Source organism: Pseudomonas sp. PIC25, assembly GCF_002286785.1.
GTDB lineage: Bacteria > Pseudomonadota > Gammaproteobacteria > Pseudomonadales > Pseudomonadaceae > Pseudomonas_M.
In genome coordinates this window covers 1-22,662 of sequence record NZ_MUJY01000130.1, presented here as the reverse complement: position 1 = coordinate 22,662, position 22,662 = coordinate 1, and the positions used below count along the sequence as shown (strand labels likewise).

General features: G+C 65.3%; 22 protein-coding genes. 13 read left to right on the top strand and 9 right to left on the bottom strand.

Going from position 1 to position 22,662, the window contains the following annotated elements; translation table 11 throughout:
• Positions 1 to 30: 30 nt before the first annotated feature.
• Together gbcA and BZL41_RS28055 are read left to right on the top strand one after the other, a co-directional pair.
• A complete protein-coding gene (gene gbcA / locus BZL41_RS16230; RefSeq protein ID WP_095600269.1) occupies positions 31 to 1,323 on the top strand; it encodes a glycine-betaine demethylase subunit GbcA in 1,293 nt (430 codons plus the stop codon).
• A 191-nt stretch (positions 1,324 to 1,514) separates the two neighbouring features.
• Positions 1,515 to 1,682, top strand: a complete 168-nt coding sequence (locus BZL41_RS28055; RefSeq protein WP_256578171.1) for a hypothetical protein — start codon at positions 1,515 to 1,517, stop codon at positions 1,680 to 1,682.
• Positions 1,683 to 2,123: 441 nt separating this feature from the next.
• Here the strand turns inward: BZL41_RS28055 and BZL41_RS16225 are convergent, their stop codons facing one another.
• The 6 genes from BZL41_RS16225 to BZL41_RS16200 form a co-directional block, all read right to left on the bottom strand.
• On the bottom strand, positions 2,124 to 2,897 hold the full coding sequence (locus tag BZL41_RS16225; RefSeq protein WP_095600268.1) for an electron transfer flavoprotein subunit beta: 774 nt from the start codon (positions 2,895 to 2,897) through the stop codon (positions 2,124 to 2,126).
• A gap of 98 nt (positions 2,898 to 2,995) precedes the next feature.
• On the bottom strand, positions 2,996 to 4,219 hold the full coding sequence (locus BZL41_RS16220; RefSeq protein WP_095600267.1) for an electron transfer flavoprotein subunit alpha/FixB family protein: 1,224 nt from the start codon (positions 4,217 to 4,219) through the stop codon (positions 2,996 to 2,998).
• 73 nt (positions 4,220 to 4,292) lie between these two features.
• Positions 4,293 to 6,254, bottom strand: coding sequence for a dimethylglycine demethylation protein DgcB (gene dgcB / locus BZL41_RS16215; protein ID WP_095600266.1), 1,962 nt, complete (start codon positions 6,252 to 6,254; stop codon positions 4,293 to 4,295).
• Positions 6,255 to 6,450: 196 nt separating this feature from the next.
• Positions 6,451 to 8,511: a dimethylglycine demethylation protein DgcA gene (gene dgcA / locus BZL41_RS16210; protein ID WP_095600265.1), complete on the bottom strand. Its 2,061-nt coding sequence runs from the start codon at positions 8,509 to 8,511 to the stop codon at positions 6,451 to 6,453.
• Between the two features lie 15 nt (positions 8,512 to 8,526).
• Positions 8,527 to 9,057 (bottom strand): 4-vinyl reductase, encoded by a 531-nt coding sequence (locus tag BZL41_RS16205; RefSeq protein WP_095600264.1) that lies wholly within the window; start codon positions 9,055 to 9,057, stop codon positions 8,527 to 8,529.
• A 177-nt stretch (positions 9,058 to 9,234) separates the two neighbouring features.
• Complete coding sequence (locus BZL41_RS16200) at positions 9,235 to 10,212, bottom strand: dipeptidase (RefSeq protein ID WP_095600263.1); 978 nt, start codon at positions 10,210 to 10,212, stop codon at positions 9,235 to 9,237.
• Between the two features lie 237 nt (positions 10,213 to 10,449).
• Between BZL41_RS16200 and BZL41_RS16195 the strand changes: the two genes are divergently transcribed.
• On the top strand, positions 10,450 to 10,890 hold the full coding sequence (locus tag BZL41_RS16195; protein ID WP_095600262.1) for a hypothetical protein: 441 nt from the start codon (positions 10,450 to 10,452) through the stop codon (positions 10,888 to 10,890).
• Positions 10,891 to 10,941: 51 nt separating this feature from the next.
• On the opposite strand, the gene BZL41_RS16190 is transcribed toward BZL41_RS16195, so the two are convergent.
• A complete protein-coding gene (locus BZL41_RS16190) occupies positions 10,942 to 11,895 on the bottom strand; it encodes a GlxA family transcriptional regulator (RefSeq protein ID WP_095600261.1) in 954 nt (317 codons plus the stop codon).
• A gap of 186 nt (positions 11,896 to 12,081) precedes the next feature.
• On the opposite strand from BZL41_RS16190, the gene BZL41_RS16185 reads away from it, so the two are divergent.
• The 6 genes from BZL41_RS16185 to BZL41_RS16160 all read left to right on the top strand — a co-directional run bounded on the left by BZL41_RS16185 (position 12,082) and on the right by BZL41_RS16160 (position 17,757).
• Positions 12,082 to 13,023 carry a choline ABC transporter substrate-binding protein gene (locus BZL41_RS16185; protein ID WP_095600260.1) on the top strand — a complete coding sequence of 314 codons (942 nt, stop codon included), beginning with the start codon at positions 12,082 to 12,084 and terminating at the stop codon, positions 13,021 to 13,023.
• A gap of 87 nt (positions 13,024 to 13,110) precedes the next feature.
• Positions 13,111 to 13,998 carry a 3-keto-5-aminohexanoate cleavage protein gene (locus tag BZL41_RS16180; protein ID WP_095600259.1) on the top strand — a complete coding sequence of 296 codons (888 nt, stop codon included), beginning with the start codon at positions 13,111 to 13,113 and terminating at the stop codon, positions 13,996 to 13,998.
• A 117-nt stretch (positions 13,999 to 14,115) separates the two neighbouring features.
• A complete protein-coding gene (locus tag BZL41_RS16175; RefSeq protein WP_095600258.1) occupies positions 14,116 to 15,084 on the top strand; it encodes an L-carnitine dehydrogenase in 969 nt (322 codons plus the stop codon).
• Between the two features lie 54 nt (positions 15,085 to 15,138).
• Complete coding sequence (locus tag BZL41_RS16170; RefSeq protein WP_095600257.1) at positions 15,139 to 15,618, top strand: thioesterase family protein; 480 nt, start codon at positions 15,139 to 15,141, stop codon at positions 15,616 to 15,618.
• 2 nt (positions 15,619 to 15,620) lie between these two features.
• A complete protein-coding gene (locus BZL41_RS16165) occupies positions 15,621 to 16,544 on the top strand; it encodes an alpha/beta hydrolase (RefSeq protein WP_095600256.1) in 924 nt (307 codons plus the stop codon).
• Positions 16,545 to 16,563: 19 nt separating this feature from the next.
• Complete coding sequence (locus BZL41_RS16160; RefSeq protein WP_095600255.1) at positions 16,564 to 17,757, top strand: gamma-butyrobetaine dioxygenase; 1,194 nt, start codon at positions 16,564 to 16,566, stop codon at positions 17,755 to 17,757.
• A 42-nt stretch (positions 17,758 to 17,799) separates the two neighbouring features.
• Here BZL41_RS16160 and BZL41_RS16155 read toward each other — a convergent pair whose 3' ends face one another.
• The gene (locus BZL41_RS16155; protein ID WP_095600254.1) at positions 17,800 to 18,291 is read right to left on the bottom strand and encodes a Bro-N domain-containing protein; all 492 of its coding nucleotides are present in this window, start codon (positions 18,289 to 18,291) and stop codon (positions 17,800 to 17,802) included.
• 468 nt (positions 18,292 to 18,759) lie between these two features.
• On the opposite strand from BZL41_RS16155, the gene BZL41_RS16150 reads away from it, so the two are divergent.
• The 3 genes from BZL41_RS16150 (at position 18,760) to BZL41_RS16140 (ending at position 21,441) form a co-directional block, all read left to right on the top strand.
• Positions 18,760 to 20,310, top strand: a complete 1,551-nt coding sequence (locus BZL41_RS16150; protein WP_095600253.1) for an S-type pyocin domain-containing protein — start codon at positions 18,760 to 18,762, stop codon at positions 20,308 to 20,310.
• The gene (locus BZL41_RS16145) at positions 20,310 to 20,789 is read left to right on the top strand and encodes a DUF6392 family protein (protein ID WP_095600252.1); all 480 of its coding nucleotides are present in this window, start codon (positions 20,310 to 20,312) and stop codon (positions 20,787 to 20,789) included. The genes BZL41_RS16150 and BZL41_RS16145 overlap by 1 nt, the downstream gene beginning before the upstream one ends.
• 184 nt (positions 20,790 to 20,973) lie before the next feature.
• Positions 20,974 to 21,441 carry a hypothetical protein gene (locus BZL41_RS16140; RefSeq protein ID WP_095600251.1) on the top strand — a complete coding sequence of 156 codons (468 nt, stop codon included), beginning with the start codon at positions 20,974 to 20,976 and terminating at the stop codon, positions 21,439 to 21,441.
• A 55-nt stretch (positions 21,442 to 21,496) separates the two neighbouring features.
• Here the strand turns inward: BZL41_RS16140 and BZL41_RS16135 are convergent, their stop codons facing one another.
• Complete coding sequence (locus BZL41_RS16135) at positions 21,497 to 22,411, bottom strand: YwqG family protein (RefSeq protein ID WP_256578172.1); 915 nt, start codon at positions 22,409 to 22,411, stop codon at positions 21,497 to 21,499.
• A 21-nt stretch (positions 22,412 to 22,432) separates the two neighbouring features.
• Between BZL41_RS16135 and BZL41_RS28860 the strand changes: the two genes are divergently transcribed.
• Positions 22,433 to 22,662: hypothetical protein (locus tag BZL41_RS28860; protein ID WP_218224534.1), on the top strand; the 230-nt coding region annotated here is incomplete at its 3' end.

Here is a 22,662-nt window from a genome sequence, read left to right as displayed (position 1 = left end):
GCCCTGACGGCCCGCCATGAGGAGTCAACGATGAGCACTACCACCACCCTGAGCCTGGGCGACCCGCTGGAGCCGGCACGCAAAGCCACCGCCGAGATGCTGCAAACCCGCGATCACAGCTTCTCCCTGCCACAGCCGTTCTACAACGACGAGCGCCTGTTCCAGATCGACATGCAGGAGATTTTCCAGAAGGAATGGCTGATCGCCGGCATGACCTGCGAAATCCCGGCCAAGGGCAACTACCTGACCCTGCAGATCGGCGACAACCCGATCATCGTGATCCGCGGCGCCGAAGGGAAAATCCACGCATTCCATAACGTCTGCCGCCACCGCGGTTCGCGCCTGTGCGTGAGCGACAAGGGCAAGGTGGCCAAGCTGGTCTGCCCCTACCACCAGTGGACCTACGAGCTGGACGGCCGCCTGCTATTCGCCGGCACCGAGATGGGCGCCGACTTCGACATGAACCAGTACGGCCTCAAACCGGTGAACTGCAAGAGCGCCGGCGGCTACATCTTCGTCTCGCTGGCGGACGAGCCGCCGGCCATCGACGACTTCCTGCGTACGCTCGAGCACTACATGGAGCCGTACGACATGGAGAACACCAAGGTGGCGGTTTCCACCACGCTGATGGAAAAGGCCAACTGGAAGCTGGTGATCGAGAACAACCGCGAGTGCTACCACTGCAACGGTTCGCACCCCGAGCTGCTGAACACCCTGCTGGAGTGGGACGACGTCACCGATCCGCGCGCCGACCAGGCGTTCAAGGACCACGTGGCCGCTTCCGCCGCCGCCTGGGAAGCGGAGAAAATCCCCTACGCCCACGCCAGCTTCGGCCTGCGCAACCGCATCGTGCGCATGCCCCTGCTCAAGGGCACCGTGTCCATGACCATGGACGGCAAGCCCGGCAGCAAGAAGCTGATGGGCCGCATCCAGAACCCGGACCTGGGCTCCATGCGCATCCTGCACCTGCCGCACTCGTGGAACCACTGCATGGGCGACCACCTGATCAACTTCACCGTGTGGCCGATCAGCGCCCAGGAAACCATGGTCACCACCAAGTGGCTGGTGCATAAGGATGCGGTGGAAGGCGTCGATTACGACATCGCCCGCCTGCGCGAAGTCTGGGACGCCACCAACGACCAGGACCGTCGCCTCGCCGAGGAAAACCAGCGCGGCATCAACTCCACCGCTTACCAGCCGGGTCCGTACTCGAAGACCTACGAGTTCGGCGTGATCAACTTCCTCGACTGGTACAGCGAGCGCATGCTCAACAACCTGGGCGTGGAAGAAGCCGCCCCGCAACTGCGCCAAGTCGGCGAATAAGCCGTACGCGCCCCCACCGGCCCTGGTCGGTGGGGGCGTATCGCTTCCCATGTCCCTGACCCTCTGCTTCCTGATCCTCCTCACCGGCTACGGCGTGCTGGCCTGCTTCCCTCGTCGCTGAGCGACACTCACGGGTTGCATCGGCCTCGATCCGGGCTACACCTGTCAGGCAATCCCGCCAAGGCTTGCCCATGACCCGACCTTCCCCGCCTGCCGATGCCGCCCTGCCCGTCTGGTCCGTGGTACGCCTGGACGACAACGGCAACCGATTCCTCGTCAGCACCGGCCATACCTATACCGACGCGCAAGCCATCGCCGACGACTTCCAGGCAAGGGCCACAAGCAACTGTACGAAGTGAAGCGCCAGGAGCGGGACTGAGCAGAAATCACCCACTGGCACGTAACCGTTGCCAGAGCTGGGATTGCGCGATGTCTCTACAGTTTTTCCACAGGACGGTGCACAGGCTGTGTGGACAATCTGGGCTTCGGGGCGATTATCCGAGTGACGCGGTAAGCCTTTGTCTTTCAAGCGGTTGGACAGGAAATGAGCGGATTTTGAAGGGGGCCGTGGGCTGTGGTGTGAGCGAAGGGCTTAACACGTTATCCACAGATTGGCTCACAGGTTTTGTGGAAACATTGGGATTGGCTGAGGTAAGGCGGGTATTCGAGGGGTTCCGACCTCCGCCCCTCACCCCAGCCCTCTCCCCAGAGGGGCGAGGGGGCAGTCCGTGTGGGGGCGGAGTATCGGCGAACACCGCAGGGCATACACACCTCCCCCAGCGGAAATAGAAAGCAGCGCCCTACCGCACCACCCCTTCCTCCACCAGCAGCTTGAAGATCGCCTCGGCCCCCGCCTCGGGCGTCAGGTCGCGCAGGACCTGGCCGCCGTCGCCGGACGCCTTGGCCGTTGCGGCCTTGAAGCGGTCGGCGGCGGTCTTCGCCTTGATCACCTTCAGCCGCTTGGGCCGTGGGCGCGCCGGTTGCAGTTGGGCGTCGGCGAACAACTCGTCGGTGAGCGCTGGCACCGCCTCCACCTGCAGCTCACCGCGCCGGGCCGGGCCAAAGGCGCTCTGGCGGGCAACCGGGGCGGCGTTGTCGACGCTGGCGAGGAACGGCAGGCGCACCTTCAATCGGCGACGCTGGCCGCGCGGCAGCGCTTGCAGCACCTGGGCATGGCCCTGTTCGACTTTCTCCACCGCGGCCAAACCCACCACCAATGGCCAGCCGAGACGCTCGGCGAGCAGGTAGGGCAACAGGCCGGAGCCCTCGCCGGTCTCCGCCTGGCTGCCGGTGAGCACCAGCTGGGCGCCGGCCTCCGCCAGGAAACCGGCCAGCGCCGGCAGCGCGTCAGTGCCGGCCGGCTGATCCAGCACGGTCAGTTCGGGCAGGCCCATACCGAGGTAGGCACGCAGCGCTTCCTCGCGAGGGTCGCCGGCATGCACCACGCGCAGCTTTTCGCCGGCCAGGCGCAGGCCCAGCTCCACGGCGCGGGCGTCCTGCTCGGCGCGGCGTGCGCGACCGGAGGTCGGGTGGGCGCCGACCGATACCAGGGTGACGATGTTCAGGTCAGTCATGGCGAACGCTCCGGACAAGGGGTTCCGTAGGAGCCAGCTTGCTGGCGAACAGGTGGCCGACATTTGCGAGCAAGCCCGCTCCTACAAGGGCTGTATAGCTAGGCCGCATCGCGCGCCCCTCCCTGCCGCCAGGCGGTGACTTTCTCGATCAGGGCCTGGAGGATCGCCGCCGAGTCGCCAATCACCGAGAGATCGGCGCGCTTGATCATGTCGCAACCGGGGTCGAGGTTGATCGCTACCACCTTGTCGCAGGCACCGATGCCTTGCAGGTGCTGGATCGCCCCGGAGATGCCCACCGCCAGGTAGACCCGCGCGGTGACCCAGGTACCGGTGGCGCCGACCTGGCGATTGCGCGGCATGAAGCCGTCGTCCACCGCCACGCGGGAGGCGCCTTCGGTGGCACCGAGGGCCTGGGCGGCCTGGTGGAACAGGTCCCAGTTCTTCACGCCGTTGCCGCCGGAGAGGATGAATTCGGCCTCGGCCATGGGGATCTGCGCCGGATCCACGGCCACCGGGCCGAGGTCTTCGATACGCGGCAGGCTGCGCGCAACGCTGTTGTCCAGGGACAGCGGCAGAGCTTCGTGACGGGTCTCGCCCACCGGCTCGGCGCATTCGGCGGCGGCCAGGATGAGCCGTGGCAAGGCTCGGTGCAGGTCTTCGCGACCGGCGCCGGCGCGGCCGACGCAGCGCTCGCCCTCCACCTGCCAGACCCGCGTGGCCGGGCGCTCGCCCAGCTTGGCGGCGAGACGGCGGCCCAATTCGGCACCGCCCATGCGGCTGTCGGGCAGCAGCCAGTGGCGCGGCGCGAACTGCCGCTCCACCGCTGCCAGGGCCTGGATGCGCTGTTCCGGCGCATAGCCTTCGTATTCCTCGCCCTGGATCAGCAGCAGGCGATCCACCCCGGCGGTGTCGAAGGCACTTTCCTTGTGCTCGCCGAACACTACCGCCAGTACCGCGCCGTCGTTGCCGGCGAGCTGGCGTGCAAGACCGAGCAGGTCCTTGTCGTGGCTGGACAGGCGTCCGCCGACCATGTCCGGCACCACGCAGATGTAGTACGCCGGCTGGGCGACGATGTGCAGCGGCAGTTGCACGGTCTCGACGGCGGCGGAACGCTGGCGGGCGCTACCGCCCTGCTGCGCACCGGAGCGGTCGATACGCTTGATGCCGTTGGGCCCGATGAAGCCGACGGCATGGGGATTCTTGCGGATCAGGCCGTTGGGCCCCATCCAGCGGGCTTCGGCCTGCTGCAGCTTGCCGTGCAGCGGGTGCAGGCGGTTGCGGGCGATCCACTCGGCGCGGGGATCGCGGCGGATGATGGTCATGGATATACCTCGGGCTGCTGGACGGCGTGGGTATTGGTTGGCGCGGGTCGGCGCACTGTCAGTCGGGCACTCATCACTGCACCCCCGCCAACTCGGCCTTCGCCACCACCGGCTTCTTCACCGGTACCGGTGCCTCGATCAGCACGTCGGCCACCAGCTCCGCGATGTCCTTGATTTCCGGTCGCGGGGCGACCACGCCTTCGAGCATGGCGGTGCACTGCGGGCAACCCACGGCCACCAGTTCGGCGCCGGTTTCCTTGATGTCGACCATGCGCATATCGGGAATCCGCTGCTTGCCGGGGATGTCGGTGATCGGCGCGCCGCCGCCACCGCCGCAGCAGCGCGAGCGGAAGCCGGAGCGTTCCATTTCCTTCACCTCGATGCCGATAGCCTTGAGCACGGCGCGCGGCGCTTCGTACTCGCCGTTGTAGCGGCCCAGGTAGCAGGGATCGTGGTAGGTCACGCTGCCGCCCTTGTGCTGGCCAAGGTCCAGCAGATCGCGAGAGATCAGGGTGGCAATGTAGGTGCTGTGGTGCAGCACATCGTAACGGCCGCCCAGTTCGCCGTACTCATTCTTCAGCACGTGGAAGCTGTGCGGGTCGCAGGTAACGATGCGCTGGAAGCGGTACTTGGCCAGGGTGGCGATGTTGCGCCTGGCCAGGGTCTGGAAGGTCGCCTCGTCACCCAGCCGCCGCGCCACATCACCGCTGTCGCGCTCTTCCAGGCCAAGCACGGCGAAGTCCACCTTGGCCGCCTTGAGAATCTTCACGAAGGCGCGCAGGGTGCGCTGGTTGCGCATGTCGAAGGCACCGTCGCCAACCCAGAACAGCACTTCGGCCTCGCCCTTCTCGCTCATCAGCGGCAGGTTGAGGTCGGCCGCCCAGTTGAGCCGGCCGCCGGGGTTGAAGCCGCCGGGATTGTCGGTGGCGATCAGGTTGTCCAGCACCTCGGCGCCCTTGTTCGGGGTCGAACCCTTCTCCAGGGTGAGATGACGGCGCATGTCGACGATGGCGTCGACGTGCTCGATCATCATCGGGCACTCCTCGACGCAGGCGCGGCAGGTGGTGCAAGACCAGAGGGTATCCGCCTCCACCAGCCCCTTGCCGCCTTGCACGACGATCGGCTGGTGCGGCCCGCCGCCATGTTCGCCGAGCGGGATGCCGGGATACGGAGAGCCGGCGAACTTGGCATCGTTGCCACCGGCCAGACCGATGACCATGTCCTGGATCAACTTCTTCGGGTTGAGCGGCTGGCCGGCGGCGAAGGCCGGGCACATGGCCTCGCACTTGCCGCACTGCACGCAGGCGTCGAAGCCGAGCAACTGGTTCCAGGTGAAATCGGTGGGCTTTTCCACGCCCAGCGGTGCCTTCGGGTCGTCCAGGTCGAGGGCCTTGAGACCGGTGGAACGACCGCCGCCGAAGCGCTCGGCGCGGCGGTGCCAGGCCAGGTGCAGGGCACCGGCGAAGGCGTGTTTCATCGGCCCGCCCCAGGTCATGCCGAAGAACAGCTCGGACACGCCCCAGGCCACGCCAACGGCCAGGATGGCGGCAAGCATCCAGCCACCGAAACCTTCCGGCAGGATGCCGGCGACCGGCAGGGTGGCGATGAAGAAGCTCACCGAGAACATCAGCAGGCTCTTCGGCAGGCGCATCCACGGGCCCTTCGACAGCCGGCTCGGCGGGTTGCGCCGGCGCTTGGCGACGAACAGGGCGCCGACGAACATCAGCACCGTGGCCGCCAGCAGGGCGAAGCCAAGAATGCGGTTGTGCAGGCCGAAACCGTGCACGACGATCGCCAGCAGCGCCGCCAGGACGAAGCCGCCGGCGGTGGCGACGTGGGTCTTGGACATGTACTTGTCGCGCTCGACCACATGGTGCAGATCCACCAGGTAGCGGCGCGGCATCTTCAGCAGACCGCCGACCCACTCGACCTTCGACGGCCGGCCGCGACGCCACATGAAGAAGCGCTTCGCGGCGCCCAGCACGGCCAGGCCGAGGGCGGCGAAAAGCAGGATGGGGAGAAGGGTGTTCAACATTCACAAACCCTCGTAGACCGATCGTTCCCACGCTTTGCGTGGGAACGCCTCACTGGACGCTCCGCGTCCGCTTCTGTGACGCAAGCGCCACCGGCTGTACTCCCTCGCCGACGGTCCGACGTGGGAGCGATCAAAACGGACGGCACCGGGCCAGCCCCTCTCCCCGTTGGGAGGGAGAGGGCGTTGTCCATGCCCGTCAAAAATCCTTGCAGAGTCTCAGCGCGTCATAGATCGCCGCATGGGTGTTGCGCTGGGCCACGCAGTCGCCGATGCGGAACAGCAGGTAGCCGTCGCCGCTTTCGGAAAGGCACGGCTGCGGCTGGATCGCGAAGAGTTTCTCCACGTCGATCTGCCCCTTGTTGCGCGAGCCCTGCTTGAGTGCGTAGTAGAGCGTTTCATCCGGGCGCACGCCGTTTTCCACAACGACCTGATCGACCACCCGCTCTTCCTTGGCGCCGGTGTATTCGTTCTCCAGCACCGCCACCAGCTTGTCGCCCTCGCGGTAGACCTTTTCCAGCATCAGGTCGCCGGTCATGATCACTTCCTTCGGGTACATGCTGCGGTAGTAGGTCGGGAAGGTGGTCCCGCCGATGGCCACGCCGGGCTTGATATCGTCGGTGACGATTTCCACCTGGGCGCCCTTGTCGGCCAGGAAGTCCGCCACCGACATGCCGCTGAACTCGCAGATGGTGTCGTAGACCAGCACGTTCTTGCCGGGCGCCACCTTGCCGTCAAGGATGTCCCAGCTGCTCACCACCAGCCCTTCGGCCGCGCCCCAGTGCTCGTTCTGCTCGAGGAACGGATGGCCGCCGTTGGCCAGGACGATGACGTCCGGCTTGAGGTCGAGGATGGTCTCGACGTCCGCCGCGGTGCCCAGGCGCAGGTCGACGTTCAGCCGCGCCAGCTCCAGTTGGAACCAGCGGGTGATGCCGGCGATCTGGTCGCGCTGCGGTGCCTTGGAGGCGGTGGTGATCTGGCCGCCGAGCTGGTCCTTCTTCTCGAACAGGGTCACATCGTGGCCGCGCTCGGCGGAAACGCGTGCCGCCTCCATGCCGGCCGGGCCGCCGCCCACCACCACCACCTTGCGCTTCGGCCCGGTGGATTTCTCGATGATGTGCGGCACGCCCATGTACTCGCGGGAAGTCGCGGCGTTCTGGATGCACAGCACGTCGAGGCCCTGGTACTGGCGGTCGATGCAGTAGTTGGCGCCAACGCACTGCTTGATCTGGTCGACCTGGCCCATCTTGATCTTGGCGATCAGGTGCGGGTCGGCGATGTGCGCGCGGGTCATGCCGACCATGTCCACGTAGCCGCCTTCGAGGATGCGCGTGGCCTGGTTCGGGTCCTTGATGTTCTGCGCGTGCAGCACCGGTACGTTGACCACTTCCTTGATGCCCGCCGCCAGGTGCAGGAACGGCTCCGGCGGGTAGGTCATGTTCGGGATCACGTTGGCCAGGGTGTTATGGGTGTCGCAACCGGAGCCGACCACGCCGATGAAGTCGAGCATGCCGGTATCGCTGTAGTACTTGGCGATCTGCTTCATGTCTTCATGGGTCAGACCGTCCGGGTGGAACTCGTCGCCACAGATGCGCATGCCCACGCAGAAGTCGTCGCCGACCTCGGCGCGCACCGCCTTGAGCACTTCCAGGCCGAAACGCATGCGGTTCTCGAAGCTACCGCCCCATTCGTCGTCGCGCTTGTTGACGCGCGGGCTCCAGAACTGGTCGATCATGTGCTGGTGCACGGCGGACAGCTCGACGCCGTCCAGGCCGCCTTCCTTCGCCCGGCGCGCGGCCTGGGCGTAGTTGCCGATCACCCGCCAGATTTCCTCCGGCTCGATGGTTTTGCAGGTGGCCCGGTGCACGGGCTCGCGGATACCCGACGGCGACATCAGGGTCGGCCAATGCTCGCCGTCCCAGCGGGAGCGGCGGCCCATGTGGGTAATCTGGATCATGATCTTGGCGCCGTGCTTGTGCATGGCGTCGGCCAGGTTCTGGAAGTGCGGGATGATCCGGTCGGTGGACAGGTTCACCGACTTCCACCAGCCCTGCGGGCTGTCGATGGCCACGACGGAAGAACCGCCGCAGATGGCCAGGCCGATACCGCCCTTGGCCTTCTCCTCGTAGTACTTCACGTAGCGCTCGGTGGTCATGCCGCCGTCGGTGGCATAGACCTCGGCGTGCGCGGTGGAGAGTACACGGTTGCGGATGGTCAGTTTGCCGATCTGGATCGGCTGGAACATTGCTTCGAAGGCCATGGTCGGTAACTCCGGTTACAGCGGCTTGACGACGAACAGGCCGTGGTCGCGGCCTTCTTCCGAGGCACCGTAGACCTGCTCGGCGACGGTACGGATCGGGCTGCCCTTGGCTGCGAGAATCTGGTCCATGGCGCCGGCGAACCAGCCGGTGAACATGTAGTCCACCTTGCGGCCGCACTTGCCGTAGACATAAACGAAGGCCGAGTGGTCGAGACGGACCCGGGCGGTGCCGGCGTCGACGTCGATCTCTTCGATCTTGAACAGGCCCCAGCCGCGCTGCGACAGGCGCTTCATGTAGTGCTCGTAGACCTCGACGCCAACCAGGCCATGGCACTCGGCCTCTTTCTCGCACCAGTGCCAGGCGGACTTGTAGCCGGCCTTGTAGAGAATCTCGGCGTAGCGCTCGGCGCCCAGCTCTTCTTCGATTCCCATGTGGTTGTTGACGAAGAAGTGGCGCGGCACATAGAGCATCGGCAGCGCGTCGGTGGTCCAGACGCCGGTTTCGTCGTCGACCAGGATGGGCATTTCGGGGGCGTGGGTGGACATATGTGGAACTCCAGAATCAGTGTTACGGTGCCGTTCGGCGCATGTGGGTTTGATCGTTCCCACGCTCTGCGTGGGAGCGCCTCACTGGACGCTCTGCGTCCGCTTCTGTGACGCGGAGCGTCACGGGCTGCATTCCCACGCGGAGCATGGGAACGATCAGTCGAAAGTCCTGAGCCCTTATTCGCCCCAGACGTCGGCGAGAACCCGTACCCAGTTCTCACCCATCACCTTGCGCACCACGCGCTCGGGCATGCCGCGCTTGAGCAGGGTCTCGGTGAGGTTGGGGAATTCGCCCACGGTGCGGATGCCCAGCGGGTTGACGATCTTGCCGAAGTTGGTCAGGCGGCGGGCGTAACCCTTGTCATGGGTCAGCCACTCGAAGAAGTCCTTGCCGTGGCCCTGGGTGAAATCGGTGCCGATGCCGACGGCATCCTCGCCAACGATGTTCATCACGTACTCGATGGCCTCGGCGTAGTCATCGATGGTCGAGTCGATACCCTTGGCCAGGAACGGCGCGAACATGGTCACGCCGACGAAGCCGCCGTGGTCGGCGATGAACTTCAGCTCTTCGTCGGACTTGTTGCGCGGGTGCTCTTTCAAGCCCGACGGCAGGCAGTGGGAATAGCAGACCGGTTTCTTCGACTCGAGGATGACTTCCTCGCTGGTCTTGGAGCCGACGTGGGACAGGTCGCACATGATGCCGACGCGGTTCATCTCGGCGACGATCTCGCGACCGAAGCCGGAAAGACCGCCGTCGCGCTCGTAGCAACCGGTACCGACCAGGTTCTGGGTGTTGTAGCACATCTGCACGATGCCCACGCCCAACTGCTTGAACACCTCCACGTAGCCGATCTGGTCCTCGAACGCGTGGGCGTTCTGGAAGCCGTAGAGGATGCCGGTCTTGCCCTGCTCCTTGGCCTTGCGGATGTCGGCAGTGGTGCGGACCGGGATCACCAGGTCGCTGTTCTCGCGGATCAGCTTGTTGCTCGCGACTATATTGTTCACTGTCGCCTGGAAGCCCTCCCAGACAGACACGGTGCAGTTGGCCGCGGTCAGGCCGCCCTTGCGCATGTCCTCGAAGAGTTCGCGGTTCCATTTGGCGATGATCAGGCCATCGATGACGATGCTGTCGGCGTGCAGTTCGGCTGGGCTCATCAGGCTGTCCCCTCTAATGTCGTGCCCCGGCTCGGTTGCCGTGGCTTTGGGGGCAGCTTATCCCCGGGGGGCGGGTCGCCCCGGTGCAAAAACGACCGGGGAATTGCCGAAAGCGTCAAAGCTGCGACATCCGCGACCGACCGTTCGCCGCAAAGACGTCACAAACGCACCGCCAGGACGTTCCCCTGAACAGGCGGGCCAGTTGGCTCGCCATTCGAGCACGAAAAGGAGATTCTCATGCACGTTTTCCGACATTCCCAACAAAACGCTTCCACTTGCCGCCTGTTCGCCGCACTGGGCGCCACCCTCGCCCTGTTCGCCGGCCAGGCGGTGGCCGGCCCCTGCCCCTACGAATTCACCCTGAGCGGCAAGACCGACCAGCTTTGGAAAAACGTCACCAACACCGCCTGGAATAACATGCTGCCGCCACAGTGGGTGGACAAGGGCTTCCACTTCTACAGCCAGGCCCGCTCCCGCGGCCCGGCGAACGGCATCAACACCCCCGGCGACCTGGAGCTGGAAATCCACAAGAAAGTAGCGGAGGAACCGGAAGGCCATCCGAACCGCTGGCAGATTCTGCTGCCGATCCTGAATTCGAAGGGGGACAACCTGCGCGTCGTGTACGACTACGACGGCGGCAAGACTTCGAAGTGCGAGTTGGTCACGCTGAGCTTCTGACGCGATTGCACAGCTCGGTATCGCAATGAATTCGCCCCCTACAGCCTGGATTCACCCGCCACGCTTCGGCAGCACCGTCCGGTCCTGGCTCGGGCTGCAGCCGAAGCGCGTGCGGTAACTGCGGGAGAAATAGGAGGAGGATTCGAAGCCGCAGGCCAGGCTCACTTCCAGCACGCTCATGTCGGTCTGCCGCAGCAGGTGGCGGGCCTTGTCCAGGCGCAGACCGAGGTAGAAGTTGGACGGCGTGTCCTTCAGGTGCACACGGAACAACCGCTCCAATTGGCGGCGGGTCACCTGGATACGCTCGGCCAGCTCCAGAGTGGTCAGCGGCGGCTCGGTGTGGCGCTCCATCTCGCCGATCACCTGCACCAGCTTCTTGTTGCTCACCCCGTAGCGGCTGGCGATCTGCAGCCGCTGGTGATCCTGGCGCGGACGGATGCGGCCGAGCACGAACTGTTCGGACACCTGCACCGCCAGATCGCTGCCGTGGGTCTGGGCGATCAGGTCAAGCATCAGGTCGATGGATGCGGTGCCACCGGCCGAGGTGATGCGCGAGCCGTCGATCTCGAACAGCTCCTGGGTCGCCTCCAATTGCGGGTAGGACTCCTTGAAAGCGTCCAGCGCCTCCCAATGCAAAGTCAGGCGATGGCCGTCGAGCAGACCCGCCTCGGCCAGCACGAAGGCGCCGGTATCGATGCCGCCCAGGCGCACGCCGTCGCGGTCGAGCTTGCGCAGCCAGCGTTCCAGAGCCGGCCCGTAGCATTTCAGCGGCTCGAAGCCGGCCACCACCAGCAGCGTATCGCCCCGTGCCAAGGGCTCCAGCGCGCCGTCGGCATTCAGCGACATGCCGTTACTGGCGAGCACCGGACCACCGTCCAGACTCATCACATGCCAGCGGTACAGCTCGCCGCGAAAGCGGTTGGCCACCCGCAGCGGCTCCACCGCCGAGACGAAGCCCATCACCGAGAAACCGGGCAACAGCAGGAACCAGAAATCTTGGGCCATGACGACGCTCATAAGGTCGGCGTTAAGCCTGATTACCCGACTCGCTGGCACTTTGGCAACCAACAGGTCGCCACCGTGCAATAGCTGGTCGCCCGAGTGCGTTTCGCGCCACGGTGCGCTGCGTAACGTGGACACCAGCCGGCCTCCACCCACCAGAAAAACAATCAGCCATTCGAGGGAGCCACCATGAAACGATTCATCCGTCCGCTCGCCTGTTGCCTGCTGCTGCTCGCCAGCGGCCCGCTGTTTGCCGCAGAGCCAGCCGCCTGCAAGAAAGTCCGCATGGGCGTGGTCAACTGGACCGACGTGATCGCCACCAGCGCCATGGCCCAGGTGCTGCTGGAAGAGATGGGCTACGAGGTCAAGCAGACCAGCGCCGCGCAGCAGATCATCTTCGCTGGCATCCGCGACAACCGCCTGGACATCTTCCTCGGCTATTGGAAACCGGCGATGGACGCCAACATCAAGCCGTTCGTCGAGCAGGGGCAGGTGAAGGTATTGGCCGAGCCGAGCCTGGCCGACGCCCAGGCCACGCTGGCGGTGCCGGCGTACGTCGCCGAAGGCGGCCTGAAGACCTTCGCCGACATCGCCAGGTTCAAGGACAAGCTCGGCGGCAAAATCTACGGCATCGAGCCCGGCACCGGCGCCAACACCGCGATCAAGACCATGATCGAGAGCAACCGCTTCGGCCTCGGCGACTTCCAACTGGTCGAGTCCGGCGAGGCCGGCATGCTCGCCGCCGTGCAGCGCGCCATCAAGCGCAACGAGTGGGTGGTGTTCGTCGGCTGGAAGCCGCACCCGATGAACATCAACATGAAGATCGCCTACCTGACCGGCAGCGAGGACGTGTACGGCCCCAACGAAGGCGCCGCCACCGTCTGGTCGGTCACCGCCCCCGACTATGCCGAGCGCTGCCCCAACGTCAGCCGCCTGCTGGCCAACCTGACCTTCACCGCCGACCAGGAAAGCCAACTGATGGTGCCGATCATGCAACGCCAGGAGCCGAAGGACGTTGCCCGCCAGTGGCTGCGCGACCACCCCGAGGACCTGCAACGCTGGCTCGCCGGTGTGGAAACCCTGGACGGCCGCAACGCCGCGCAGACCTTGCAGGCCAGCCTGGCGCCCTGAGTCCGGCAGCCGCCCCGCCCAATCGATCCCTGAAACCGCCTCCCGGCCTGCGCCGGGACGGCGCCGAACACCCGAAGGAAAGCGAACATGAACCATGACGTCATCGTTACCTGTGCCCTGACCGGAGCCGGCGACACCGTGGACAAGCACCCGGCCATCCCGGTGACGCCCCGGCAGATCGCCGCGGCGGCCGTGGAGGCGGCCAAGGCGGGGGCCACCGTGGTGCACTGCCACGTCCGCGATCCCGAGACCGGCAAGCCGAGCCGCGACACCGCCCTCTACCGCGAAGTGATGGAGCGCATCCGCGAGGCAGACGTGGACATCATCGTCAACCTCACCGCCGGCATGGGCGGCGACCTGCAGATCGGCCAGGGCGAACGGCCACTGGATTTCGGCCCGGGCACCGATCTGGTCGGCCCGCTGGAACGCCTCAAACACGTCGAGGAACTGCTGCCGGAAATCTGCACCCTGGATTGCGGCACCCTGAATTTCGGCGACGGCGACTTCATCTACGTCTCCACCCCGGCGCAACTGCGTGCCGGCGCCAGGCGCATCACCGAGCTAGGGGTGAAGGCCGAACTGGAGGTGTTCGACACCGGCCACCTATGGTTCGCCAAGCAATTGCTCAAGGAGGGCCTGCTGGAGGACCCGCTGTTCCAGCTCTGCCTGGGTATCCCCTGGGGCGCACCGGCGGACACCACCACCATGAAGGCGATGGTCGACAACCTGCCGCCCGGCGCCACCTGGGCCGGCTTCGGCATCGGCCGCATGCAGATGCCCATGGCCGCGCAAGCGGTGCTGCTCGGCGGCAATGTGCGGGTCGGCCTGGAAGACAACCTGTGGCTGGACAAGGGCGTGCCGGCGAGCAACGGCCAGTTGGTCGAGCGGGTCATCGAGATCATCACCCGCATGGGTGCCCGCCCGCTCACCCCGGCCGAGGGGCGACGGAAGATGAATCTCAAGCGGCACGCGTGAGGGGTGAGGCGTGAGGAGTGCGCTCACTCAACCCGATGTGGAGTCGCTTTTTCTCCTCACTCCTCACGCTTCCCCACCGAACTGAAAACAACCACCTAAGCCTCCAGGAACCCCCTCATGCCCACCTTCGTTACCGACCTCAAGACCTTCGCTGCCCTCGGCACCGGCGTGATCGGCGCCGGCTGGATCGCCCGCGCCCTGGCCCATGGCCTCGACGTGATCGCCTGGGACCCGGCTCCCAACGCCGAAACCGCGCTGCGGGCACGCATCGCCAATGCCTGGCCGGCGCTGGAAAAGCAGGGCCTGGCCCCTGGCGCGGCACAGCATCGCCTGCACTTCGTCGAGACCATCGAAGAGTGCGTGCGCGAGGCCGATTTCATCCAGGAAAGCGCACCGGAGCGCCTCGACCTCAAGCTCGACCTGCACGCCCGCATCAGCGCCGCCGCACGGCCGGACGTACTGATCGGCTCCAGCACCTCGGGCCTCCTGCCCAGCGAGTTCTACGCCGACGCGGTGCACCCGGAGCGCTGCCTGGTGGGCCACCCGTTCAACCCGGTCTACCTGCTGCCGCTGGTGGAAGTGGTCGGCGGTCAGCACACCGCCCCCGAAGCCGTGCAGGCGGCAATCCAGGTCTATACCGCCCTCGGCATGCGCCCCCTGCACGTGCGCAAGGAAGTCCCCGGCTTCATCGCCGACCGCCTGCTCGAAGCGCTCTGGCGCGAGGCACTGCACCTGGTCAACGACGGCGTAGCCAGCACCGGCGAGATCGACGACGCGATCCGCTTCGGCGCCGGCCTGCGCTGGTCGTTCATGGGAACCTTCCTCACCTACACCCTGGCCGGCGGCAATGCCGGAATGCGCCACTTCATGGCCCAGTTCGGCCCGGCACTGCAACTGCCCTGGACCTACCTGCCGGCGCCGGCGCTCACCGAGCAGCTCATCGACCGCGTGGTGGAAGGGACCGCCGAACAGCAGGGCGAGCGCAGCATCGCCGAACTGGAACGCTACCGCGACGACTGCCTGCTGGCCGTGCTCGGCGCGATCAGGGAGACCAAGGCCCGGCACGGTTTCGCCTTCGCCGAGTGAGCGCGGCACTGCGCTCCACTCATGAGAATCGTCCCTGAACGAAAAGGACCCGTCATGCCCAGCAACGCCCCGCTCATCACCTACCAGACACCGATCCTCGCCGAATGGGTCGACTACAACGCCCACCTGCGCGACGCCTTCTACCTGCTGCTGTTCAGCTATGCCACTGACGCCTTCATGGACCACATCGGCCTGGACAGCAGCGGGCGCGAGGCCAGCGGCCATTCCCTGTTCACCCTGGAATGCCACCTCAACTACTTGCACGAAGTGAAGCAGGGCGAGGCCGTGGAGGTTCGCACCCAACTCCTCGCCCACGACCGCAAGCGCCTGCAGCTCTACCACAGCCTGCACCGTGCCGGGCAGGACGAAACACTCGCTGCCAGCGAACAGATGCTGCTGCATGTCGAACTCGCCGGGCCGCGCTCAGCGCCCTTCGCCGCGCCGGTGCTGGCGCGCATCGAAGCCCTGGCTGGAACCCATCGCGCCCTGCCCCGGCCCGTCTATGTCGGCCGGGTGATTGGCCTGCCGGGCTGACCATGGGCAGCCGCTACCTGCTCTCCCCGGCCATGGCCGCCTTCGTCGAGCGCAGCCAGGGCTTCGTCCCCCGCGACGGCAGTCTCGCCGCTCTGCGTGATGCGTACACCGCGCTGTGCGCCGCCTTCACCCCGTCGCGACCGGACGGGCTGGAGATCGATGAGCGGCGCCTCGCCGATGTTCCGGTGCGGATTTACCGTCCGGCCAACGCCGTCACGAATCGCCCCGGCGTGCTCTATCTGCACGGCGGCGGCTGGACGCTCGGCGGGCTGGACTCCCATGACTTCCTCACCGCCGAGCTGGCGTTGGCGTTACAGGCCGTGGTGATCGCCGTGGACTATCGGTTGGCCCCGGAGCATCCGTTTCCGGCCGCCTTCGACGACTGCCGGGCGGTCTGGCATGCGTTGCATACCGACGCTTCCGCCATCGGCCTGGACCCGGCGCGCATCGCCGTGGCCGGCGACAGCGCTGGCGGCAATCTGGCCGCGGCCCTCTGCCTGGCCCTGCGCGATGGCGGCGGAGCCCTGCCCTGCGCCCAAGCGCTGATCTACCCGGCCCTCGGTGCCGACGATCTGCCCTCGCGCCACCAATGCGCCGACGCCCCTCTGCTCAGCCGTGACGACCTGATCCAGTGCCTTGCGCATTACCTGCCCGATCCGCAGCAGCATCGAAATCCCTACGCCATGCCACTGGCCACCACGGATTTCGCCGGCCTGCCGCCCGCCTTCATCGGCGTGGCGGAATTCGACCCGCTGCACGACGACGGCCTGCTCTACCGCGACCGGCTGCGCGACGCCGGCGTGCCCGTGCGCTTTCACCCCGGCCACGGTCTGGTTCACGGCTGCCTGCGCGCCCGTGGCCAGGCGTTCGAAGTCGATGACCTGTTCGCCGAGCTGCTCGCCGCTCTGCGCCTCTTCCTCCGTTGAACCGACCCAAGGAGCCCCCATGAACCTCGCGCAAGACCCGCTGGAATCCCCGGACATCGCCGACTATCGCCGCTACCCGGTCAGCACCGGGCTCAGCGCGCTGCGCCCGCACACCGACCACCTGGAAGTGGAATGGAGCGACACCCGCGTCAGCCCCTTCCATTACCTCTGGCTGCGTGACAACTGCCCGTGCGCCCAATGCGTTTACGCGGTGACTCGCGAACAGGTGCTGGAAATCGTCGATGTACCGGCCAATCTCCAACCCCGGCAGGCCCGGATCGAAGCGGATGGCGCACTGCGAGTGGATTGGCAGGACGGCCACGTCAGCCGCTTCCACCCTGGCTGGCTGCGCGCCCACGCCTACGACGACCTGTCCCGCGAGGAGCGCTTGCGCGAGCGCCCGCGCAGCCGGATCTGGGCGGCGGGCCTGAATGAGCACCTGCCGGTGTTCGACTACGCCGTCGTGATGGAGGACGACCGCGCACTGCTCGACTGGCTGCGGGCCCTGCGCGACACCGGCCTGACCCTGGTCCAGGGCATGCCCACCGAACCCGGCACCCTGCAGCACATCGCCCGGCGCATCGCATTCATCCGCGAGAGCAACTTCGGCGTACTGTTCAACGTGCAATCCCGGGCCGACGCCGACAGCAACGCCTACACCGCCTTCAACCTGCCGCTGCACACCGACCTGCCGACCCGCGAGCTGCAACCGGGCCTGCAATTCCTGCATTGCCTGGTCAACGACGCGGTGGGCGGGGACAGCCTGTTCGTCGACGGCTTCGCCATCGCCGAAGCCCTGCGCCGCGAAGCGCCGGACGACTTCCGCACGCTCTGCGAAGTGCCGGTGGAATTCCGCAACAAGGATCGCCACAGCGACTACCGCTGCCGGGCTCCGATCATCGCCCTCGACACCTTCGGCGCGGTGACGGAAATCCGCATTGCCAACTTCCTGCGCGGCCCTTTCGACGCACCGGCCCGGCAGATGCCCGCGCTGTACCGCGCCTACCGCCACTTCATCGCCCTCACCCGAGAGCCGCGCTTTCGCGTGGAACGGCGCCTGGAAGCCGGACAGATGTGGTGCTTCGACAACCGCCGCACCCTCCACGCCCGCCACGCCTTCGACCCGAGCAGCGGCACCCGGCACTTCCAGGGCTGCTACATCGACCGGGACGAACTGCTGTCGCGGATCAGGGTGTTGGAGCGTGAGGGGTGAGGAGGGAGGAACACCCTTACCCCACACCTGACTCCTCGGGCTCTACCGCCAGAAGCGCAGACGAAAACCGGGGCAGCTTTTCCTGGCCAGCCTCGCCGCAGCCGGAAAATTATCCAGCGGGACCCACCAGTTGCCCTGCCACTCCAGCAGGCAAACCTGTTGGGCACCCCATTGCATCAAAGTTCGTTTGGGCCCGTCCTGGTTATGGGCGTAATGGTCACGCAAGGCAGGGAGCACTTCGTGGGTGAGCCAACGGCGCAGGCTGCGGTTCTCCGGGTGGGTAAAGCGGCACAGGGCACGGTAGATGCCGGACTCGCTGATCAACTGAACCTCTTCCGCGTCACCACTGGCATGGGAGAACCGCGCAGTCCGACGTTGATCCTCATCCATCAGCCGCCAGATGCGCTCAGGGTGGCGATGACCGATAAGCAAACCGAAATCCCGCACGGCGAACCAAGGCTGACGCTCGATCATCAGCCCGCGCAGAGGACGGTTGTAGCGGTGGAAAGTAAGGGGGAAAAATGCCTCGTGCATGTTTGTGGAACTCCTGGACTGGTTAAGGAGCTGCCACCGATGCTGTCAAACAAGGGTGGCAGACCGCGCAGGGTTGACAGACCGGGTCCAGGATCCGGCAGACCACTAGGGTCTCCCCACGCGATCTGCCATAAAGCGTTGCGGTCAAGAAAACCGCAGATGCACCCACGCCTGCAATCACTCACGGAGCGTTCGCATGCGCTGGGAGGCGCAATCGCGCCTGGAACTTCGAGCTGTCAAACCCGGCCACGGGATTGACCGTGGCCGGCGCAGGATAGGCCGGAGCGTGAAGATCGGCAAGGATGGCGGAGCCGTGCGACCGGCGATAACTGCTACTCACCGCACGGGCTGCCTGGGCCGAATGCAGCGAACTTGACACAAGTCACCCCAGGTTAGTGAACCGGACGTACGCGTTGTCGGCCTGCGAATGGATAGGCTCCCCGCTCCAAATGCCAACGAGGGACGACCATGGCTTTTGTCATCAGGGAAGGCGACCCCACCACCACGGGCGGTATCGTGGTGGCCGGCTCTTCCACCCACACCATCGAGTACCGTAAAGCCGCACGGATCAGCGATCCCGTATGGTGCCCAGCCTGCAAGAGCATGGGTTTCATTGCCGAAGGCAACCCCACCGTCATCGACGAATACCTTGCCCTGGCCACCCACGGCCATGCCGTCAAATGCGGATGTCCATTCGGCAGCAATCGACTGATTGCCACACAGAACACCGTCATGGCCGATGTGAAGGCATCGGTCGCTATTGCGCCGGACTTGGCGGTCAAGGCAGAAGCCGCAACCAAGATATGGGCCGGCGCGATTCGTGACGGCTCTTATGTCAGCCAGTTCACCACCAGCATCCCTGCCAATGATGTGCACGGACTCTCGCCCGCCGATCCGTGCGTTTTTGCTAAGTCCTGCGTCTCGGTGCCAATCGGTTCGACCGATGCCGGAAAGGGTACCGAGTCAGCCCGGAACTTCGGCACCATTGCCCTGCTGGGCACCACTGACGCCGTCACCCCTGGTGGGGCGGCGCTGCTCGGTCGGGTGTCCGGCACCTTGGCCGGCGGTTCGGTTGAAAGCCTGGGGAGCTGGGCCATTCGTGGCTTGGCGGGGGCGGCTGAGGCGCTTGGAGCCGCGGCCGGTACGGCGGCCAGCACCTTACTGCTGGCAATGTGGCCGCGCGATATCGGCGATTCGACGCTGTACACCACCGAACAACTGGCGATGCTGAGCGCAGCAACCACGCGGGTACGTTTCCAGTTCCGCAAGGCGCCGGATGGTTCGATCCAGGTCTATGGCATTCACACCAGCGCGCTGTCGGGCGTGGCCAGCGTGCCCACGGTGGCGGTGACATGGAATGCCGACCAAACCGCGATGGAGGCCCACGTCGGCAGGATTACCATCATCTGGACGCCGAACAATGGTCCGTTGCCATCTGAGCCCCTGATCTTCCCGTTGCCTACCGAACCGGTGGAGACGCTGCTGGTCCACCCGATCCCAGACCAGCTCGACAGCGAGATCGAGGTATACCCGGCCGGCGACGACATCACTTGGCAGGATTGTGTGCTGACGTTCCCCGCGGACTCAGGCGTTCCTCCGGTCTATATCGTGTTCGCCAAGCCGGCGGTACGGCCGCTGGAAGTGGGGCCGTATAACGATCTCAGTGGCCGAAGTCGCAAGGATGGACTCGATATCGACCATATTCCGGCGCAAGCTACTTTGAAGCGATACTTATTAGATAAGCACCCTCGCATGACTCCCTGGGAGGTTGAGGCTCTAATCAAAAATGCGCCCAGCATCGCCATCCCCAATAAGGTGCACCAGAGGTCCAGTGAGACCTTTGGCGGCAGAAACTCGCAGAGCAAGCAAATCAAGGATGCTTCCGATCTGCGAAGCGCGGTAGATAGCAATTTCGACGCAGTTCGCGTGGGGTTGTTGGCGGAAGGTTATACGGAGGCGGACATCGAAGACGCACGCAGCAAGCTTCATAGCCTTCACGAAGAACAAGGGTGGTATTAATGGCAACCGCAGCAGCAATGACCAGCTATATCAAGGCTCTTGGCCGCAGCTATGAAGACCTTTTGTCTTCAGGCGTCGTACCTGCAATCAAGCCCTGGAAAATTTTCGAGCAAGACGATCAATTTCATCTCGATATAGAGCCAGGGTTAGGTCTGAGTTTCCACGAAGGAACCAAGCGGCTAGAGAGCATTTCTATCGCGTTGCTTCAGGTTGTGCCGAATCGACCGGCCTACCGCGGGGAACTACCCCAGCCGTTTGCTTCGCATATGGAAAAGCCAGAGGTACGTAGGCAGTTTGGTGAGCCCCACGAATCCCAAGGGCCGACGTCGCTGCCGAAACCCATTGGGAAAACAGGCGGCTGGGATGCCTATGAATTGAATGAAGCCACTCATCCCAATGCGGTGGTTGAGTTCCAGTACACAGCAGACCTAGCAGTTAAAGCATTGGTCTTCTCGTTGGCAGATAAAGGCCACAACTGACAGCCTTTAAACCAGATTAAAAGCCCCCTGCCGTTCACGCCGCCGATCATGGCGGCGTGTTCGTTTTCGGCACTGCATCGCTTCCGAGGAGCGAGAAGCAACTTCTCCATAGACCTCTGGACAGGGCGATGGCAGATCGCTAGCGTTCCGCGCCAGCACTCATTCCCTGCTCAGAGGACATCGGATGTACCGCAACCAGCAAGCCGCCGCCTTCGGATTTCTCGCCATGCTCGCCCTCGTCGCCATCCTGCTGGTGGTCCTGGCGTTCTGGGCTTGGCCCAAGTACCGGGTCTACAAGCTCGAACTCGACGGCATCGCCGCGCTCAAGGAAGCCGAGTGGAGCAAGCAGATTCTCATCGAAGAAGCCAAGGCCAGGGAGCAGGCTTCACTGATGCAGGCGAAGGCCAAGGTCACCCTGGCCGAAGCCGAAGGGCGCGCCCAGGTCGTGCGCGCCAAAGCCGAAGGCCAAGCCGATATCGAACGCGCCAAGGCTGCCGCCGAGGCCAACCGCATCATCGGTGAATCCCTGAAGAACAACGAACAATACCTGCGCTATATCTGGATCAAGGGGCTGCAGGACGGCAAGGGCGAACGCATCTACATCCCCACCGAAGCCGGCATGCCGATCCTCGAAGCAGGGAAAGCCAAGTAGCGAACAGCGGTGAGGGTCGGCAAGGATGCCCTCCCCCTCACACCGCCCCCACCTCTCAGTGACAATCCCAGGTGTACATCACCCGGCTGAAGTCGCTACGCGCCAGGTCGACCGGAGCGATGAAGAAATTGCCCACGCCGACATCACCCCACATCATTTCGTCGTCGGAATCCAGTTGCAGCAGCAACTCCCAGTCGCCGCCGGTGCGCGGGTCGGTCTGGACGAAGCCGGGGTAGCCGCCGACCTTGTGCCCTCCGCCGGCATGGCGTTCCCACAGTGCGTCGAACAAGCCCTCGGCGGAAAGCCGCTGCGCCTTTCCATAGGCTTCGACAGCGGCATAGGCGTCACCGCCCAGCAACGCGCCGAAACGGTAGTCACTCACGGTCAGCGGCTCTTCGCCCGGTTCGAAGCGCATGCGGCGTGGCTTGGCCGGATTGTGCGGCAGCATGTCGCCGCCCAGGGGCAGGAGGGCGTCTCCCTCCGTCGAAACATCCGGCCAGTAGACGACTCGGAAGTTGCGCTGTACCGATAGCGCCAACGGCGTGAGGTCGCCCTCGTAGTTGGCGCCGTAGAAATTGTTCGCGGCGATGAAGAACTGCACCAGGCCCCGCCGGGGGTAGCCGGGCATCGGCGGCAGCTCGGCGAAATTCACCTGGGCCAGCAGATGCAGCGGCGCGCCGCGCTCGTCGACCGGCGCCGGTTCCCCCTTGGGCCACCAGGCACGCCCACCTACCTTGCTGACCTGCGGATCGTCGCCGGGCAGCGGCTCCAGCACGACCCGCGCCAGCGGCCGGCGTGAGGCCTGCAACCGGTCGGCATAAGGTGCGAGAAACCGATCCACCTCGGCTGCCGTCACTTCCTCGACCCGTGCTGGCTCGGGCGATTTCTGCTGCGCCGGTTTCGCCCCCTTGATGGCCCATGCGGCAATGCCGCCCACGGCCAACCCCACCAATACCCACCCCACGATCATGATGCGCACGATTCCCTCGACATGTTTCAACGAGCGACGGCGGCCTACCTCGGGCCAGGCTCCAGCGTGCCTTGGCCGGCAGCCAGGCAGCAACCCCTGACAGTACATGGAAGCATCGAAGCGCCCGGTAGGAATTCGCCGTTTTGCGGGCAAAAAAAAGGTTCTTCACGGATTACCGGGGAAAGCGGCTTTGATTTTCATGAAGAAGAAGCTGCTGTCCCGGTAGCCGTAGGCCATGCGCTTGATCACCT

Coding starts and splice junctions, on each gene's coding strand:
- gbcA (WP_095600269.1), top strand. CDS start 31: ATGAGCACTACCACCACCCTGAGCCTGGGCGACCCGCTGGAGCCGGCA.
- BZL41_RS28055 (WP_256578171.1), top strand. CDS start 1,515: ATGACCCGACCTTCCCCGCCTGCCGATGCCGCCCTGCCCGTCTGGTCC.
- BZL41_RS16225 (WP_095600268.1), bottom strand. CDS start 2,897: ATGACTGACCTGAACATCGTCACCCTGGTATCGGTCGGCGCCCACCCG.
- BZL41_RS16220 (WP_095600267.1), bottom strand. CDS start 4,219: ATGACCATCATCCGCCGCGATCCCCGCGCCGAGTGGATCGCCCGCAAC.
- dgcB (WP_095600266.1), bottom strand. CDS start 6,254: ATGTTGAACACCCTTCTCCCCATCCTGCTTTTCGCCGCCCTCGGCCTG.
- dgcA (WP_095600265.1), bottom strand. CDS start 8,511: ATGGCCTTCGAAGCAATGTTCCAGCCGATCCAGATCGGCAAACTGACC.
- BZL41_RS16205 (WP_095600264.1), bottom strand. CDS start 9,057: ATGTCCACCCACGCCCCCGAAATGCCCATCCTGGTCGACGACGAAACC.
- BZL41_RS16200 (WP_095600263.1), bottom strand. CDS start 10,212: ATGAGCCCAGCCGAACTGCACGCCGACAGCATCGTCATCGATGGCCTG.
- BZL41_RS16195 (WP_095600262.1), top strand. CDS start 10,450: ATGCACGTTTTCCGACATTCCCAACAAAACGCTTCCACTTGCCGCCTG.
- BZL41_RS16190 (WP_095600261.1), bottom strand. CDS start 11,895: ATGGCCCAAGATTTCTGGTTCCTGCTGTTGCCCGGTTTCTCGGTGATG.
- BZL41_RS16185 (WP_095600260.1), top strand. CDS start 12,082: ATGAAACGATTCATCCGTCCGCTCGCCTGTTGCCTGCTGCTGCTCGCC.
- BZL41_RS16180 (WP_095600259.1), top strand. CDS start 13,111: ATGAACCATGACGTCATCGTTACCTGTGCCCTGACCGGAGCCGGCGAC.
- BZL41_RS16175 (WP_095600258.1), top strand. CDS start 14,116: ATGCCCACCTTCGTTACCGACCTCAAGACCTTCGCTGCCCTCGGCACC.
- BZL41_RS16170 (WP_095600257.1), top strand. CDS start 15,139: ATGCCCAGCAACGCCCCGCTCATCACCTACCAGACACCGATCCTCGCC.
- BZL41_RS16165 (WP_095600256.1), top strand. CDS start 15,621: ATGGGCAGCCGCTACCTGCTCTCCCCGGCCATGGCCGCCTTCGTCGAG.
- BZL41_RS16160 (WP_095600255.1), top strand. CDS start 16,564: ATGAACCTCGCGCAAGACCCGCTGGAATCCCCGGACATCGCCGACTAT.
- BZL41_RS16155 (WP_095600254.1), bottom strand. CDS start 18,291: ATGCACGAGGCATTTTTCCCCCTTACTTTCCACCGCTACAACCGTCCT.
- BZL41_RS16150 (WP_095600253.1), top strand. CDS start 18,760: ATGGCTTTTGTCATCAGGGAAGGCGACCCCACCACCACGGGCGGTATC.
- BZL41_RS16145 (WP_095600252.1), top strand. CDS start 20,310: ATGGCAACCGCAGCAGCAATGACCAGCTATATCAAGGCTCTTGGCCGC.
- BZL41_RS16140 (WP_095600251.1), top strand. CDS start 20,974: ATGTACCGCAACCAGCAAGCCGCCGCCTTCGGATTTCTCGCCATGCTC.
- BZL41_RS16135 (WP_256578172.1), bottom strand. CDS start 22,411: ATGATCGTGGGGTGGGTATTGGTGGGGTTGGCCGTGGGCGGCATTGCC.